At 69.8% G+C, this 14,421-nt stretch carries 16 protein-coding genes; 6 read left to right on the top strand and 10 right to left on the bottom strand.

What is annotated here, in order from left to right:
* Window positions 1-13 precede the first annotated feature (13 nt).
* From ACFYWI_RS15375 to ACFYWI_RS15340, 8 genes are all read right to left on the bottom strand, one after another.
* On the bottom strand, window positions 14-1,681 hold the full coding sequence (locus ACFYWI_RS15375; RefSeq protein ID WP_389231204.1) for a phytoene desaturase family protein: 1,668 nt from the start codon (window positions 1,679-1,681) through the stop codon (window positions 14-16).
* A 36-nt stretch (window positions 1,682-1,717) separates the two neighbouring features.
* Entirely contained in the window at window positions 1,718-2,182 is a 465-nt protein-coding gene (locus tag ACFYWI_RS15370; protein ID WP_389231201.1) for an SRPBCC family protein, read from the bottom strand.
* A gap of 357 nt (window positions 2,183-2,539) precedes the next feature.
* Window positions 2,540-2,710: a hypothetical protein gene (locus ACFYWI_RS15365; RefSeq protein WP_389231198.1), complete on the bottom strand. Its 171-nt coding sequence runs from the start codon at window positions 2,708-2,710 to the stop codon at window positions 2,540-2,542.
* A gap of 126 nt (window positions 2,711-2,836) precedes the next feature.
* Window positions 2,837-3,430 carry an alkaline shock response membrane anchor protein AmaP gene (amaP, locus tag ACFYWI_RS15360; protein WP_389231195.1) on the bottom strand — a complete coding sequence of 198 codons (594 nt, stop codon included), beginning with the start codon at window positions 3,428-3,430 and terminating at the stop codon, window positions 2,837-2,839.
* 11 nt (window positions 3,431-3,441) lie between these two features.
* The gene (locus tag ACFYWI_RS15355; RefSeq protein WP_389231192.1) at window positions 3,442-4,140 is read right to left on the bottom strand and encodes a DUF6286 domain-containing protein; all 699 of its coding nucleotides are present in this window, start codon (window positions 4,138-4,140) and stop codon (window positions 3,442-3,444) included.
* Window positions 4,137-4,586 carry an Asp23/Gls24 family envelope stress response protein gene (locus ACFYWI_RS15350; RefSeq protein ID WP_389231190.1) on the bottom strand — a complete coding sequence of 150 codons (450 nt, stop codon included), beginning with the start codon at window positions 4,584-4,586 and terminating at the stop codon, window positions 4,137-4,139. Before ACFYWI_RS15350 ends, ACFYWI_RS15355 begins: the two co-directional genes overlap by 4 nt.
* Entirely contained in the window at window positions 4,583-4,804 is a 222-nt protein-coding gene (locus ACFYWI_RS15345; protein WP_389231187.1) for a hypothetical protein, read from the bottom strand. Before ACFYWI_RS15345 ends, ACFYWI_RS15350 begins: the two co-directional genes overlap by 4 nt.
* A gap of 38 nt (window positions 4,805-4,842) precedes the next feature.
* Window positions 4,843-5,274, bottom strand: coding sequence for an Asp23/Gls24 family envelope stress response protein (locus tag ACFYWI_RS15340; protein ID WP_389231184.1), 432 nt, complete (start codon window positions 5,272-5,274; stop codon window positions 4,843-4,845).
* Window positions 5,275-5,491: 217 nt separating this feature from the next.
* Between ACFYWI_RS15340 and ACFYWI_RS15335 the strand changes: the two genes are divergently transcribed.
* The 5 genes from ACFYWI_RS15335 (at window position 5,492) to ACFYWI_RS15315 (ending at window position 9,646) form a co-directional block, all read left to right on the top strand.
* Window positions 5,492-6,241, top strand: coding sequence for a hypothetical protein (locus ACFYWI_RS15335; RefSeq protein WP_389231775.1), 750 nt, complete (start codon window positions 5,492-5,494; stop codon window positions 6,239-6,241).
* Between the two features lie 361 nt (window positions 6,242-6,602).
* On the top strand, window positions 6,603-7,097 hold the full coding sequence (locus tag ACFYWI_RS15330) for a hypothetical protein (protein WP_389231181.1): 495 nt from the start codon (window positions 6,603-6,605) through the stop codon (window positions 7,095-7,097).
* 118 nt (window positions 7,098-7,215) lie between these two features.
* Window positions 7,216-8,025, top strand: coding sequence for an alpha/beta fold hydrolase (locus ACFYWI_RS15325; RefSeq protein WP_389231178.1), 810 nt, complete (start codon window positions 7,216-7,218; stop codon window positions 8,023-8,025).
* On the top strand, window positions 8,025-9,290 hold the full coding sequence (locus ACFYWI_RS15320; protein ID WP_389231772.1) for a PP2C family protein-serine/threonine phosphatase: 1,266 nt from the start codon (window positions 8,025-8,027) through the stop codon (window positions 9,288-9,290). Before ACFYWI_RS15325 ends, ACFYWI_RS15320 begins: the two co-directional genes overlap by 1 nt.
* Entirely contained in the window at window positions 9,287-9,646 is a 360-nt protein-coding gene (locus ACFYWI_RS15315; RefSeq protein WP_389231175.1) for an STAS domain-containing protein, read from the top strand. Before ACFYWI_RS15320 ends, ACFYWI_RS15315 begins: the two co-directional genes overlap by 4 nt.
* Before the next feature lie 37 nt (window positions 9,647-9,683).
* Here ACFYWI_RS15315 and ACFYWI_RS15310 read toward each other — a convergent pair whose 3' ends face one another.
* The gene (locus tag ACFYWI_RS15310) at window positions 9,684-11,183 is read right to left on the bottom strand and encodes an FG-GAP repeat protein (RefSeq protein WP_389231172.1); all 1,500 of its coding nucleotides are present in this window, start codon (window positions 11,181-11,183) and stop codon (window positions 9,684-9,686) included.
* A gap of 378 nt (window positions 11,184-11,561) precedes the next feature.
* Entirely contained in the window at window positions 11,562-13,007 is a 1,446-nt protein-coding gene (locus tag ACFYWI_RS15305; protein WP_389231169.1) for an FG-GAP repeat domain-containing protein, read from the bottom strand.
* 278 nt (window positions 13,008-13,285) lie between these two features.
* Between ACFYWI_RS15305 and ACFYWI_RS15300 the strand changes: the two genes are divergently transcribed.
* Window positions 13,286-13,855 carry an NAD(P)-dependent oxidoreductase gene (locus ACFYWI_RS15300; protein ID WP_389231166.1) on the top strand — a complete coding sequence of 190 codons (570 nt, stop codon included), beginning with the start codon at window positions 13,286-13,288 and terminating at the stop codon, window positions 13,853-13,855.
* The last annotated feature ends 566 nt before the right edge of the window (window positions 13,856-14,421 follow it).

Raw genomic sequence — 14,421 nt, 5'->3', positions numbered from 1 at the left:
GTGCCGCGTCGGGTTACGTTCGCTCGGTTCTCGTTCCCGGTGCCGGAGGCGCTTCCGATGAATTCTGCTGAATGCGGAGTCGGCCGGCGAGCAGCCGCTGAGCGGCGGTAAGGACGCGGGCCGTACCGGCGGCGCCGTGGAGCGCCGCGCGGGCCGCGTTGGCGCCGCAGGCGCCATGCACTCCTCCGCCCGGGTGTGCGGAAGCCGACGCCAGATAGAGACCCCGAACAGGAGTTTCGGGGCGCCCGGTACCCGGCACCGGGCGAAAGATCAGCTGCTGGTGCAGGCTGGCCGTGCCTGCGTTGATGGCACCGCCGTGCAGGTTGGCGTCAAGGGCCTGGAGGGTCGGGGGGGCCAGGATTCTGCGGGCCCGGATCAGCGAGCGGAAACCGGGTGCGTAGCGCTCCACATGCCGTTCTACACGGTCGGCCATGGCTTCCTGGTCGCGCTCGTCCCACGCTCCGGTGATGTCGTCCTCGCCTGCGTCGGCGGTAATGGTTTGGGGGACGTGTGTGTAGGCCCAGGCGGACTCGGTTCCGTCCGGGGAGCGAGAAGGATCCGCGGTTGTCATCTGCCCCAGGAGGGTGAACGGGCGATCGGGTACGTGGCCTGTGGCGAGCTGGCTGGCGAAGCGAGTGAGGTCGTCTACACCGTCGGACAGGTGCACAGTGCCGGCGCCGGCGGCGGCTTCCGCGTTCCAGGAGATCCGGCCGCCCAGCGCCCAGTCGATTTTGAAGGTGGCGAAGTCCCACTGGAAACGCTGCATGCTGTCAAGGATTCGGCGAGGCAGGTGCTGCTCGTCCACTAGTCCGCCATAGAGCTCGGGTGCGGAGACGTCGGCCAACACACAGCGGCGAACCGGGATCGCTTCCCCGCTCGCGGTGCGAACGCCCATGGCGCGGCCCCCTCGGACGACGATTTCCCGCACAGGTTCGCCGCACCGCACCGTACCGCCGAGGCGCTGGAGGCGACGCACCAGCGCGGTTGCCAGCTGTCCCGCACCTCCGGACGGGACCGGGAAGCCATGCTGCTGGCCGAGCATGCACAGCAGCCACCCGAAGCCCCCACTGCCGGCGGCCTCCGGAGCCAGATCCGCATGCAACGCATTCCCCGCCAGCAGCAGACGCCCGCCTTCACCACGGAACTCCTCCTCACCGAGCCGTCGGGCGGGCAGCACGAGAGAACGGGCAAGAGGCAGACCGACTGGCCCGCGGAGCCGCAGCGCAAGGCGGGTCCCGGCCTTCAGCGGGGGAAAGGGAGTGAACAGTGCGTCCAGGAGATCCCGGCTGACCTGTTTCCAGGTGCCGCACATGCGCGACCAGGCCTCTCCGTCCCCGGCGGCAAAGGCGTCCAGCCCTTCCGCGGTCCGGTCCTGTGACCGCTCGAGGACGGCGCAGCGTCCGTCCGGGAGGGGATGGGCGAGCACGGAGGGCGCATGGGCCCAGCGCAATCCCTCGGCCTGCAGATCGAGACGCCGGATGACTGGCGAGGCCGCGGCAAGCGGGTAGAAGGCACTGAACACGTCGTTCACATAGTCGGGATGGACCCCGCGGTCGCTGCGGACGGCGCCGCCGGGCTCGCTTTGCGCCTCGAGAACCTCCACGTTCCAGCCCGCGTCGGCCAGTAGATTCGCCGCCACCAGGCCATTGGGACCTGCTCCGATGACCACGGCGTCGTGCATGCTCAGCTCCTCACTCCCGGCACGAGCAAGCGTCTTTCACACGATGCGGTCGACAGAGGCTGCCGCCGGGGACATGCGCTCCACGAGCCGTGCAAGGCGAGGCAGCATGCTGCGGTGCCGCAGCTGGATCAGAAGGTCGAGGGGCGCTGCATGTAGAGCGCCTCCCAGCCCTCGCAGCGGATGCTCATCCACGATGACCAAGGTATGTCCGCCCCAGGACCGCACCTCAATAGCGATACGAGCTGTGCCCAGGCGGCCGCTGTGTACCTCGAGCTCCAGCCATCGGCGCGGTTCGAAACGCCGCACCACCGTGCGTCCTTCGTACGACCAAGGTCCCAGACTCACCGAGTACCCCAGCGACGCATCGACCTGCGGCCACTGGTTGTCGAGCGGCCATGAAGCCAAGGTACCCACGACCCACTCGCCGTAGAGCTCGGGATCCTCCAGGACAGCCCACACCGCTTCGGGAGGCTGCTCGATGACTTGGTGTCGGATTGCCAAGGGAAACCCCTCACGCCATCGTAAATAGGTCTATAACAGCCTAGTATTCTTCTCCTGCCGCAGCACGAGGGCGACGCCGCGCCACCTGTTAGCTGCAGGTCAGGAGACCGGTGCGGAGTTCGCGGACCTCGCCGCGTGCTCGGCGAGTGGATGGACATGTCAGGCGAGCGTGAGTCGCTCGTCACGCCCGGACGTCGTACCGGACCGGATGCCGGAGCGGCGGCGTCGACGGCAAGGGCGCGGTCAGCTTCGGAGGCGGCGGTGTGAACAGTTGTGAGAGCAATTTCGGCGCGAACCGCCTCGCCCACCGGTCGCAGGTTGCAGGTGGATTGACGGTCCGACATCCAGCACCAGGGGTCAGTGGGCCGGGCGTCGGTGCGAGCGCGCCATCGAGCGCACGAGCAGGTACAGCACGGCGACGACGAGCAGCAGCACCCCGATGGAGAGCAGGTACAGCATGCCGTCCACGACAGCGCCGATGATGACCAGCGGGATGGCGCTGCAGAGCAGAACCAGGAAGAGGACCATGGCGCTACGCCTCCTGGGGTCGTGGCGGAAGGAAGGACTGGACTACGAGGCGGCACCAGGGCGGGAGACGGCCCTGCTTCCCTTCGAGTTCTGGGAGGTTCTGGCCCGGTATGCGGCGAAGGTTCCTCAGGTGACGCGGTGGGCGCGGTGGCGGACCTCCCGGAGTCGCACCTTCGACGGGAGGCGGTCCAGGCCTGCCGAGTCCCGTGCGTGTGCGAGCGTTTCCCGGTTGAGTTGCATCAGGACCTGCGCTGGTTCCGCGGGAGGCTCCAGCCACAGCCGCACTCGTGCGACCGGAGCAGTACGCCGACCCGTCAGCCGGACATGAGCCCGCGAGACCCCGTCCAGGGCTTGCGATTCTGCTTCGATCACGTCCTCCAGCGCGCGGCCGTTGAGTTGGGCCGCCGCGCCGTCTTCGCTGTCGACGAGGACCTGGCCCAGCCGGCCTCGGAGTTGCGCAATGAGCCACCACAGCAGCAACGCCAGCAACACGGCGAGCACCGCGATGACGGCCGGCCACCACCAGCCCTCTTCCCGCCACCGGGTGCGTCCCACAGTGCCCAGCACCACATCGTCCGGCCCCCGGAAGGGCCACCAGCCCGGCACGTCGAAACCCCAGCGGCGCTGAAGATCCAGCCCGCCCAGCAGCACGCCGCCACCCAGGGCGAACAGTCCAAGGCCGAGCAGCCCCAGCAGCACCCGGTTCACTGTCTTGAGCATCGGGAATCACCTCAGCCTTTCTTCGGGCGCCGGACGCGCACGGCCAGCGTGGGTGGCCGTGCGAGCCCCAAGGTCCTCACGGCTTCGCCCAGCGCAGTGCCCAGGTCCGCGCGGACCTCGTCGAGATCGCGGAAATGGACCTGTGCCCGGGCTTTGACCTTCCGGCGGCCGACATCGACCCGTGCCGATTGGACACCGGACACCCGCATGGCCCGGTCCCGCAGAAGCATGGCGGCTGCGCGGCGGTCGAGCCCGGCGCGGACCTCATCTGCTCCGGGGGTACCGGTGGGCTGCCGCATGGGTAGCAGCCTGCGCAGTCCCGGCGTCACCGCCAGCAGGAAAAGCCACAGGCCGAGGGCCATGGCCACTGCGGCCCCGACGATCATCCAGATGTCATCCAGCGGTCGTGTCGCCAGCTCCTCGGCGAGTCGCCGTCGCCAGCGCATTGCAGGCCCGCCTGCCCGCACCGAGACCACGTCGTACAGGAGCAGTCCAATGCCCACGGCGGACAGCAGAGCCACAACGGCCGCGGGGATCCGCCGCGCGGACCAGAAACGGGGCTCCGACCGGCCGGAGTCGTCGTCAGCTGCCGTCGCGCCCGCGCCCGGGGGATCATCGGCGGCCGAAGCTGCCTGTCCGGGATCAGAGGGAAGATCCACTTCGCCGGTCGGCAGCCGCCGGGTGTTCTGATCGGGCTCGCCTGCGCTCATCTCACCCTCTCCTGACCTGTGCGCCGCGTGTGCACCGAGTGCAGCTTCTCGACCGACACAGAGAGGTCGGAGACGTCCATGCCGGCCCATGTCCTGAGCCGTTCGGTGACCTCTCGGCGCACCGCAGCGCACTGCCCCCCGATGTCGGACGGATAGCCCAGCTCCACAGCGATGCGTACCCTTGCTTCGCCGACCACGACTGGACGCCCGGGGGCGGCCTCGCCCTCACGGCGTTCTGTGGCATTCCGCTCGGGTGCCCGCCGCACGGAAACCGTCACGTGCGGTGCCGGGCGGCCGCGCGGTACGCGGCCGTCCGACTCGGTGAAGCGGCTCAGCGCCTCGCGGGCCACCTGGGAAGCGATCTTCGCAACGACCCGGTCGGCGACTGTGATCGCACCCCGCTCTTCGCGGGGACTGTCCGGAAGGCGATCGGCGTCACTGGTCACTGCCGCCAGTCTCCTCGAGCCCGTCGCCGGTCGTCGCGGCCCCGGTCGTCACGGGGCCGGAAGAAGTCGCCCAGTTCCAGGTCACCCTCCATCAACCGCCCGGCCACAAGTCCGACAACACCCAACGCCAACACCACCAGGAATGCCCCGAAGCCACCGAAATACCCGGCGAAACCCAGTGCCATTCCGGCAATCAAGCCGACCACGGCCTTGCTCATCACGCGCTCCTTCACTCAAGCAGGCTGTTCCGCCCCGGCTACTGGACCCGCTGCCGCTCTTCCTCTTCGTCCTCCTCGTCGGGCAGCTTCACATCACTGACCGTGATGTTGACTTCCACCACTTCCAGGCCCGCCATCCGCTCCACAGCGGAAATCACGTTCTCGCGCACGTCACTGGCCACGTCGGTGATCGAGACGCCGTAGTCGACGACGATCTCCAGATCGATGGCCGCCTGCACCTCTCCGACCTCGACGCTCACCCCACGCGTGACGGATTTGCCGCTGCCGGCGCCGGGCATCCGCTCCCGCACGGATCCCATCGAGCGCGCGAATCCACTGCCCATGGCATGGACGCCGAGCGTGGCCCCTGCCGCCATTCCGGCGATCTTCTCCACCACCACATCGGCGATGGTCGTCCGGCCGCGAGAACCGGGCGGGCCGCCGTGCTTTACGCCGGTGTTCTCAGTCATCGGGTCATTCCTCCCTGAACGAGCTCACCTGACAGTCTTTAATCAGATTATATTCTGTTTAGTAGCTTTTGCCCGATATGTGGATCATGAGGCGTGGTGGTCAACCGCGTGGCACGAGCGCCCCTGTCGGGAGCCCTTGCGGACACTCCGGGCTCAGCGGGGCTGGAAGAGAATCGCGGCAAGGGAAGGGTGAGAGCCGGTGAAAACTGAGGCGTGGATGCAGGCAGTACGGCGCCAGCTCGACCTGGGCCGGCTGCTCCCGCTCGGCGGGCCCGACGACGGGACGTGGATCACCGAGCAAGCGGCCGTCCGGGCTCTCAGGCGCACTGCCGCTGAGATTCCCGGCGTGGGGCTGGAGACCCTGCGCATCGGGCCGGCACCGCTCGAGCCCGTGTCCGAGCCAGCCGTCCGTCCGCCGGCCAGCGCGCTACCGCCTGGCCCGCTCACGATCGAGGCCGCCTTCTCCGCATCCATGGGGCAGCCGCTGCCTCGGACAGCCGAACAGTTGAGGAGCGCACTGCTCAACACGGCCGGTGAACGGCTCGGCCTGGCCGCCGTGGCGGTTGATCTGCGCGTCACGGATCTCCTCGACAGCCCGGAGGAAGCTGTCAGGTCGCGGACCGAGGAGAGGGCCATGAGGCCCCCGCCGGAAGCTGCAGCCGCGCGAAGCTCGCCCCCGGTGACCGGAACAGGACCCATGCGTGGGCCCATCGCGGAGCTGGCCGACGTCGCGGCGGCCGTTCCCGGCGTCGCCCGCCTCACCGCCGTGCTGGGAAGCCGCCCGGTCAAGGTGGATCAACATGACGATCCACCCGGCCGGCACATCGAGGTCCAGCTCGCGGTCGCCCCCGGACACCATCCTCTGGAAGTCGCCCGCGCCGTCCGGGCAGCGGTAGCCGACGCAGCCACAAGTGACACTCCGGGCCCGGTCACCGCCGCCGTCCTCGTCACAGAAACCGCGGCCTAGCTACTTGCCCCTGAAAACGGGGTTCGGGCTGGACACGGCCGGCCTGCCAATGGCCTGTACTTCACCCGCTGAGGAGGTCATCCGCTGGACGCGCCACCACTCCCGGACCGCTGTCGGCGTTCCGCCGCACCCGCCTCCGCCCCCTGACCGGCGGATCCGAAATTATGAGCCGGACAGGGCCTGGCGCAGAAGGGGGTCGGCCCCGCACCCGCGGGAATGTTCCGAGGTGGTCGAGGTGATCGAGGGTGGGCGCCGTCGGCCCCGCACCCGCGGGGATGTTCCTGGTTACTGGAGTTCATCGCCCGCACCCCTGACACAGCGATACACACCTCGGGCCCGAAACACCTGGTAGGAGTCGACTGTGGCGATGGTCGGATTGTTCTGGATCACCGAGGAGCCGGTGTACCTGGGCTCCCCGCCGGCCGCTGACGGCCGCTGTGTCCGGCTGACCGCCAAGGGGCTGGAGGCAGCGGGCCCGGACGGCTCCCGGACGTGGACGTGGGCAGGCCTGCGTTCCGCGGCCGTCGAGGATGCTCCCGTGCGCTCGCTGGGCCACCGACTGGAGATGACCCTGGAAGCGCTGCTCACGTCCGTGTCCGGTCTCGGCAGCGAGCCGCCGGAAATGATTCTGCGCCTGGAGACGGCAGACGGCACAGAGAAGGTGCCGGTGTACGCGGCGACGGCCGGTGGGTACGGCCCCGAGGAGCTCGCCCTTTCCCAGGCCCTGCTCGCCCGTTTCGTGGCAGGCACGGCCGACCCGCGGACCCTCACGTCCTGGGGCCAGGAGAACAGCAGCCACGGCACGCCGAAGCCGCGCCAACGTGAAGCCCTCCTGCGCACGTGGACGGAAGCATGAGTGGCAGCTACGCCGCAGTGCCGGTGATCCGGTGCTCCCGTTGCTCGGTGCAAAGTGATGCTGCCTGGCAGCTGGGCAAGGGGTCTGCGTCTGGGATCCCTCTGCGAGGATGTGCCGCATGGATGTGCGGAGCAGGAATCACTTGACGGTGTCCGGCCGGTCCGGTGGCCCAGTGGTGATGCTGGCGCACGGGTTCGGGTGCGACCAGAACATGTGGCGGCTGGTGGTGCCCATTCTGGAGCGTGACTTCACCGTGGTGCTCTTCGACCACGTGGGGGCAGGACGCTCCGATCTTTCGGCGTGGAGCAAGGAGCGTTACACCACCCTGGAGGGCTACGCCGAGGACGTGCTGGAGATCTGCCGCGCGCTGGCCCTTGGTCCCGTGACGTTTGTGGGGCACTCGGTCAGCGCGATGATGGGTGTTCTGGCTGCGGCGCGAGAGCCCGAGCGTTTCTCCGGTCTGGTTTTGCTCGCCCCGTCACCGTGTTTCATCGACGACCCGGACGCCGGATACCGGGGCGGGTTCAGCGCCGAGGACATCGATGAGCTCCTGGAGTCGCTGGATGCGAACTATCTGGGCTGGTCCGGCGCCATGGCCCCGGTGATCATGGGCAATTCGGACCGTCCGGAACTGGGCGAGGAGCTGACCAACAGCTTCTGCCGCACCGATCCGGACATCGCCCGGGTCTTTGCCCGCGTGACGTTCCTCTCCGACAACCGCAAGGACCTCGCGCAGGTGACGGTCCCCACCCTGGTCGCGCAGTGTTCCAGCGACGCGATTGCACCACCGGAAGTCGGCGCCTTCGTGCAGGCAGAGATTCCCGGCAGCCGACTGGTCACGCTGAACGCGACCGGGCACTGTCCCCAGCTGGCCGCTCCCGAGGAGACCGCGGCCGCGATTGCCGCCTTCGCCGGAGGAGGCACATGATGTGCCAGACCAGCGGCGACGAGAGCGGCGAGGAGCCGGCCTTCGACCATCGGTCCAGTGACGACCAAGCGGCTTTCTCGGCCCTGCTCGAGGACAGCGCGGAAGACCTGTACGAGCACGCGCCGTGCGGCTACCTTTCCACGCAGCTGGACGGCAAAATCGCAAAGATCAACGCGACCCTGCTGGACTGGCTCGGCTACCAACGCGACGACCTGGTGGGCCGCAAGACCTTCTCCGACCTGCTCACCGTCGGAGGCCGGCTCTACCACGAGACCCACTTCGCGCCGCTGCTGAGCATGCAGGGCGAGATCAGCGGCATCGCCCTGGAACTCAAGGCCGCCGACGGCAGCCGTCTTCCGGTGCTGGTGACCTCCGCCGTCAAGACCGGCAGCGACGGGCAGCCGCTGCTGATCCGCACCACCGTCTTCGACGCCCGTGACCGCCGCGCCTACGAAACCGAGCTGCTGCGCGCCCGTCAGGAATCCGATCGTGAACGCGAGCGTCTGAAAGCCCTGAACACCACACTGCAGAAGACACTGCTGCCGCCCGCCCTGATGAACGTGCCCGGTCTGGACGTCGGCGCGTACTACCACATCGCCTCCACCGACGAAGTCGGCGGCGACTTCTACGATCTGTTCCCCCTCGCTTCCGGCACCTGGGGATTCTTCCTGGGCGACGTCTGCGGCAAAGGCGCGGCCGCCGCAGCCGTCACCTCCCTGGCCCGCTACACACTGCGCGCCGCCGCCGTCTACAACCCCGACCCGGCTTCGGTGCTCGCCAACCTCAACACCATCCTGAGCCACGAGTACAACGGCCATGAGCCCCGCTTTTGCACCGTCATCTTCGGCCTGCTCACCCCTGACGGCGAAGAGGGCGGCTTCCGCGTCACCCTGGCCAGCGGCGGCCACCCCCCAGCCCTGTTCATGGGTGCCGACGGCAATGCCGACTACCTGCCCACCCCCGGAGGCCAGCTCATCGGCGTCCTGCCCGACGCCCACATCGCCACCACCACCGTCCATCTCGACCCCGGCGACACGCTGCTCCTGTACACCGATGGCCTCACCGAGGCCCACTCGGCCAGTGCCGGCGGCCGCTACGGGGACGAAGCTCTGCTGGAGTTCGCCCAGGCGCTGGCTCCCACCACCGCCCGCGACGCCGTGGCCGCGGTCCGGGACCTGCTCGACACCTTCGGAGCCGGCGTGGACGACGACACCGCCGTCCTGGCCCTCAACGTGCCCCGATCCACCGGTGAAGAGCAGACGTGACCCACGAACTGACCACCCACACCCGCACCACCCCAACCGGAGCCGTGATCGAACTGGCCGGGGAGCTGGACCATCACAGCGCACCGAAGGTACGGGCGCTGCTGCCCGGCCTCGCTCTCCGGCCGGGCCAGCAGCTCATCATCGACCTCGGCCGGCTCACCTTCTGCGACTCGAGCGGCATCACCGTCCTGATCGCCGCCCGCAACCACGCCCTGGAAGCCCAGGCAGACATCGCCCTGGCCGCAGTACCCGACCGCGTCAATCGGATCATCGGCATCACCGGACTGGACCAGGTCTTCCCCACCCACCCCACCGCACACGCAGCCGAAGCGGCCTGGACACCGCCCGCCTCCTGAGCGGGCACACCGCGGCCGTAGCCGGCGTACGCATCCCCTACTCGTCGATCGCCGCCCCAAACTGCGCATTGGCCACCGGCGCCCCGAGGCGTGCCCCGTCGTAGGTCCACGTGCCCTTGGCGACCAGCCCCGACGACGACGCGGGGACGACCCATACGAAGCCATCGTTGGTGTTCTCGCCCGGTGCCGCCGCAAGCAGGCCGAAGAGGCCGTCCTTGTTGGCGTCGATCAGCCGCACCTGGCCGCCCCAGCGGTCGGAGGCCTCCGCCCCGCCGGGGATGTCGGGGTGGTTCTGGTCGAAGCTGCGTGCCCCGGTCCCCGTCAGCCCGCCCGGTGCGCCGCGCAGTGCCCAGACCGCACCCGCGTCGGAGACGGAGCCGATGTCCTCTCCGGGCGCGCCGATGGCGAGGTCGGGAAAGCCGTCGCCGTTGGTGTCGCCGGAGGACATTTCGGCGCCCCACCGGTCGCCGGCCTCGGCTCGGCCGGGGACGCCCGGGGAGTCCTGCGTCCACGTCTGCGCCGGGGTCGGGTCGAGGCCGGAGAGGTCGCCCCTGCCCAGATAAACGGAGACGGATCCGCCGATGGGCGAGCCGAAGCCCGTGTCGCCGATGGCCAGGTCGTCCTGGCCGTCCTGGTTGAAGTCGCTGGAGACGACCGCGGGACCGCCCTCGAACGCGCCGCCGTCCCCCAGCGCCTCGACGCTGGGTGCGCCGTGCAGCACCTGGGTGGCGCCCATGCCCGGCTGGTCGCCGGTGGCCACCCCGGAGATCGCCAGGTCTGCCCAGGCGTCCTCGTTGTAGTTGCCGTGGCTGAGGCTCCGGGGGGCGAAGCCGGTCTCCACCGGGGTCATGTCCACAGCCCGGACTCCTTTGTCCGCCCGCTTCAGCTGCTGCGCGGCCCCCGGCGGGGCGGTGAAGAACAGCAGCGTGTCGTTCTCCAGGACGGCAATGCTGTCGCGGGGGTTGGCGTCCGGGTCCGCCGGGTCCGGGGCGAAGTACCGGGCCGCTTCGATCGCCCGCCCGAAGTTCCCGCCGGCCCGCGGCTGGTCGGGGTTCTCCAGCCAGGTGCTGTCGGTCCCATGCAGCCCGGTCGGCGAGCCCCAGAAGACGATGGCGCCACCGGCGTCGGACAGCCCTGCCAGGTCCTCGCCGGGAATGCCGACGATCGCGTCGTCGTAGCCGTCGTTGTCCAGGTCTCCGGAGGCCACGGCCCGCCCGAAGCCGTCGCCGGCCTCGGCACCGCCCGGGACGCCCGAGGTGTTCTGGTTGAGGACGCTCTTCTTCGTGGTGCTGAGACCGCTTGACGAGCTGTACTGCACGGTGACGTAGCCGGCGCCCGTGGCGCCGCTCACCGTGGCGCCCGGGACGCCGGTCAGCACGTCGTCGAAACCGTTGCCGTCGTAGTCGCAGTTGCGCTGCTGCCAGCCGATGGACGGAAAGGGCACGGCGGCCTGTGCGGCGGGGGCCGCGAACACGGCGCCGCCACCGAGGGTGAGGAGTGCCGCGGCCGTGAGGGCCGCGTTTCTGATGTGACGCACAGGAGAACCTCCTTGGTCTCCTAGGTTGCCGACGGCGTCCTGCTCAGCCGCGGTGGATGGTGCGTGGAGGAAGAGAGATGCGCGGTCAGTTCCCCGGCGGGACGCCGAAGCACAGACCGGTGCAGGTGCCCGGGAGGGCCGGGCAACGCCGCCGCGCCCGCCTCAGTTCGGCGTGGAGCCATGTGCGGCCTCCCCCGTTGGGTAGTGCGGTGAGGGCAATGCCCGTATCGCAGTTACCTGGAAGACATCCGAGGTTCGTCCAGGGTTGTACGCCTCGCCGGACGGTCGTCGCCCTGTCTTCTTGCCCGACCTTGGGTCGGAGGTGATGGCGACGGGGCCCGCTGAGCTGCGGAGTCGCCTGACGGCCGGTGAGCCGCCTCACCGGCCGAAGCCGTAGGAGCCCCGGCCCGCGGTGTGTGCGATGCCGAGGGCGCCCTGGTCGAAGGTGACGGTACGCGAGGCCGAGATGCCGCGGGCGGAGCCGGGCAGCACCCAGACGATCGGGTCGGTGCCGCCCGGTGACGACGAGCTGCCGATCGCCAGTTCCGCCGAGTGGTCCCGGTCGGTGTCCAGCAGGGCGGTCTCCTGACCGAAGCCGACCTCGATGGCGTCGGATCCGGGGATGCCGGGGGTGAGCTGGCTGAAGAGCCGGGCGCCTCGCGTGGTCAGGCCCTCCGCACTGCCCAGCAGCAGGATGACGGTGGGGCGGCCCACTGCGTCCGTTCCTACCTGGCCTCCGAAAGCGAGGTCGGCGTAACCGTCGCCGTTGGTGTCGCCGGCGGACACGGCGTGGCCGAAGCCGCAATGGGCGAATTTCGGCGAGCCCGGCAGTGCGGCCTGCTCGGTGATACGGACCGGCTTGAGCCTGGTGCTCTGCCCCTCGGGGCCGCCGTACGAGACCTCGACCCGGCTGCCGCCCTCCGGGGGCATCGGATCGCCTCGTGTCTCGCAGGCAAGGCCCATGACGATGTCCGCGTAGCCGTCCTTGTCGATGTCGGCGGTGACGGGCGCCTGGCCGTAGAGGTCCTTGCCCTGAGCGTTTTTCACGCGCGGACCCTTGGTGAGCCGGCCGTCGGCGGCACCCCGGTACAGGACGGTGGCGCGGGAGGTGTAGTCCCCGTCGCCGTAGATCGACCAGGTGACGACGAGGTCGTCACGGCCGTCGCCGGTGACGTCCCCGGCGGCGGAGGGTGTGGCGATGTCGTCCCCGGACGTGAAGGGCTCACCCTCCGGGGCGAGGTCGAGCCGGACGGTGTGCTCCGGCTCGCCCGCGCGGGTGAAGGGGCCGAGGGACAGGGTGCCGACGTCCGTATCGGTGTCCGTGGAGACGAGATCGGTGTAACCGTCGCCGTTGAAGTCACCGGCCACGGGTGACATGCCGGTCAGCCGGGCGGCGCCGGACGCAGACAGGCCGCGCTTGCCGCCCCAGACGACGAAGAGGGTCTTCCTGCCCGCTGTCGCGACAAGGTCCGCGTAGCCGTCGCTGTCGAGGTCCGCGCCGAGCGAGTGGGCGCCGAAGTTGCCGCCCGGCCCGGCCTTGCCCAGCCCCAGGTCGTTCTGGACGATGACCTTGCGGCGGGCGGTGTCTGGGCCCTTCGCGGAGCCGTGGACCACGACCACCTCTCCGGCGTCGTGGACGCCCTGGACGGTGGCACCGGAGTCGGTGACGACCAGATCGCTGTAGCCGTCGCCGTTGAAGTCGGAGGCGGAGGCGGAGGAGACGGCAGCCGGGCGTTGCTTCGGCTTGTCAGCGGTGCTGCTACCCGAGCATGCGGTAGTGACGGCCAGGAGGATGCCGAGGCAGACAAAAGCACGTTTCCGCATGGTGGTTGGACTCCCGTCCGCCCCAAAGGTTGTACGGATGACAGCCGATCAGGACTGCCCCTGCGTCTGGAGGACGAGGGGCGTGGCTACCACGTCCTGAAGTGCCGGGCCGGGATTCCGCTCACCCGGGTGGTGCTGGAGCGGGCGACGCGGGACGCTCTACGGCGGCTCCTGGCACTGGTCGGGCGGGCCGCTGCCGGATCGGACACCTTCGGCCACGCGGCGGCGCGGCGCCTGGGAGTCGCGATCCGGACCACACCCGGAGCAACGCGCCCGCGGTGGCCGAGCTGACCCTGACGCTCATGCTCGACGCGTTGCGCGGGGTTTCGCGGCGGACCAACGCCCTGCGCGAATGCATGTGGGGCGCGGCGGTCGACGACCTGCCCGCGAGCAGCCTCGCGGACGCACGGGTGGGTCTGGCCGGCTCCGGCGCCATCGCCCGGCAAGTGGCCGAACCGGTAGGCGCGTTCGGCGCCGAGGTGCGGGTCTTCGGATTGCCGCGCTTCACCCCGGAGCGGGCGGCCGGGTGGCCCGGTCGCCGCGCGGACTCCCTTGCCGAGCTGCTGACCGGGCGCGACGTGGTGTCGGTCCACGTCCCGGCCACCGCGCAGACCGACGGCCCGATCGGTGCCGAGGAGCTGCGGCTGATGCGGCCTCACTCGGTCCTCATCAACACCGCCCGGGCCAGCGTGGTCCGCGAGGAAGCCCTCGACCATGCCCTGCGGGACCCGGCCTCCGGCCCCTGGTGGGCAGCGCTGGAGGTCTTCGAGGCGGAAGGGCCCGGCTTCTCCTCGGCGCTCGCGGAGAACCCCCACTGCACCCTGTCACCCCCCACGTCGCAGGCATGACCCGTGCCGCGATGCGCGCGGCGTCACACCGCCTCCTGGAGGAGTTCGCGCACTTCCTCAAGGACACCGGCCTGTTGAGCGGCGGCGCAACGCCCGGCGAGCCGATCTCCGGGTGAGACCGGCTCACTTGCGCAATGAGTGATGGCCGACGCATGCGCGGCATCCAGCCAATTTATGACACAAAACCAACCCCTCCTGCACCTGTTCTTCACAGGCTTCACACAGGTAACTGCTGTTATGAGCTTGGGCTTTACACGTGCTGGGCCACGAGAACCGGCGCAACCACATCCCCGGCACGACCAGGACAGCGAGGTCGGACCTTGCCGCGCCCTGTTGGCCTGGGGCTAAGGTGAGCGCCGCGCGCACGGGAGGGATCTTGACCATCCTGTCGTGACACGCGCACGCTATTCGGCGGCCGGGGGGACGGTGCCGCCACGGGGGAGGGATGCATCGCCATGCCGCTGTACCGGCTCACGGTGAACGCCGCAGTGGTCGCTGCTGCCTGCCGGCCCTGTCCTCGCGCCAGGACGGCTGGCTGACCCGCGCTTTGCGCCACCGCTCTCTTC

It is taken from the genome of Streptomyces sp. NPDC002889 (assembly GCF_042888425.1).
Classification (GTDB): Bacteria; Actinomycetota; Actinomycetes; order Streptomycetales; family Streptomycetaceae; genus Streptomyces.
This window is presented reverse-complemented; position numbering and strand designations above follow the sequence as displayed.

What these genes read in the sequence shown, in the direction of transcription:
- amaP (WP_389231195.1), bottom strand. Translation starts at nt 3,430, where the DNA reads ATGCTCAAGACAGTGAACCGGGTGCTGCTGGGGCTGCTCGGCCTTGGA.
- ACFYWI_RS15375 (WP_389231204.1), bottom strand. Translation starts at nt 1,681, where the DNA reads ATGCACGACGCCGTGGTCATCGGAGCAGGTCCCAATGGCCTGGTGGCG.
- ACFYWI_RS15320 (WP_389231772.1), top strand. Translation starts at nt 8,025, where the DNA reads ATGTGCCAGACCAGCGGCGACGAGAGCGGCGAGGAGCCGGCCTTCGAC.
- ACFYWI_RS15365 (WP_389231198.1), bottom strand. Translation starts at nt 2,710, where the DNA reads ATGGTCCTCTTCCTGGTTCTGCTCTGCAGCGCCATCCCGCTGGTCATC.
- ACFYWI_RS15340 (WP_389231184.1), bottom strand. Translation starts at nt 5,274, where the DNA reads ATGACTGAGAACACCGGCGTAAAGCACGGCGGCCCGCCCGGTTCTCGC.
- ACFYWI_RS15305 (WP_389231169.1), bottom strand. Translation starts at nt 13,007, where the DNA reads ATGCGGAAACGTGCTTTTGTCTGCCTCGGCATCCTCCTGGCCGTCACT.
- ACFYWI_RS15335 (WP_389231775.1), top strand. Translation starts at nt 5,492, where the DNA reads ATGCAGGCAGTACGGCGCCAGCTCGACCTGGGCCGGCTGCTCCCGCTC.
- ACFYWI_RS15355 (WP_389231192.1), bottom strand. Translation starts at nt 4,140, where the DNA reads ATGAGCGCAGGCGAGCCCGATCAGAACACCCGGCGGCTGCCGACCGGC.
- ACFYWI_RS15345 (WP_389231187.1), bottom strand. Translation starts at nt 4,804, where the DNA reads ATGAGCAAGGCCGTGGTCGGCTTGATTGCCGGAATGGCACTGGGTTTC.
- ACFYWI_RS15325 (WP_389231178.1), top strand. Translation starts at nt 7,216, where the DNA reads ATGGATGTGCGGAGCAGGAATCACTTGACGGTGTCCGGCCGGTCCGGT.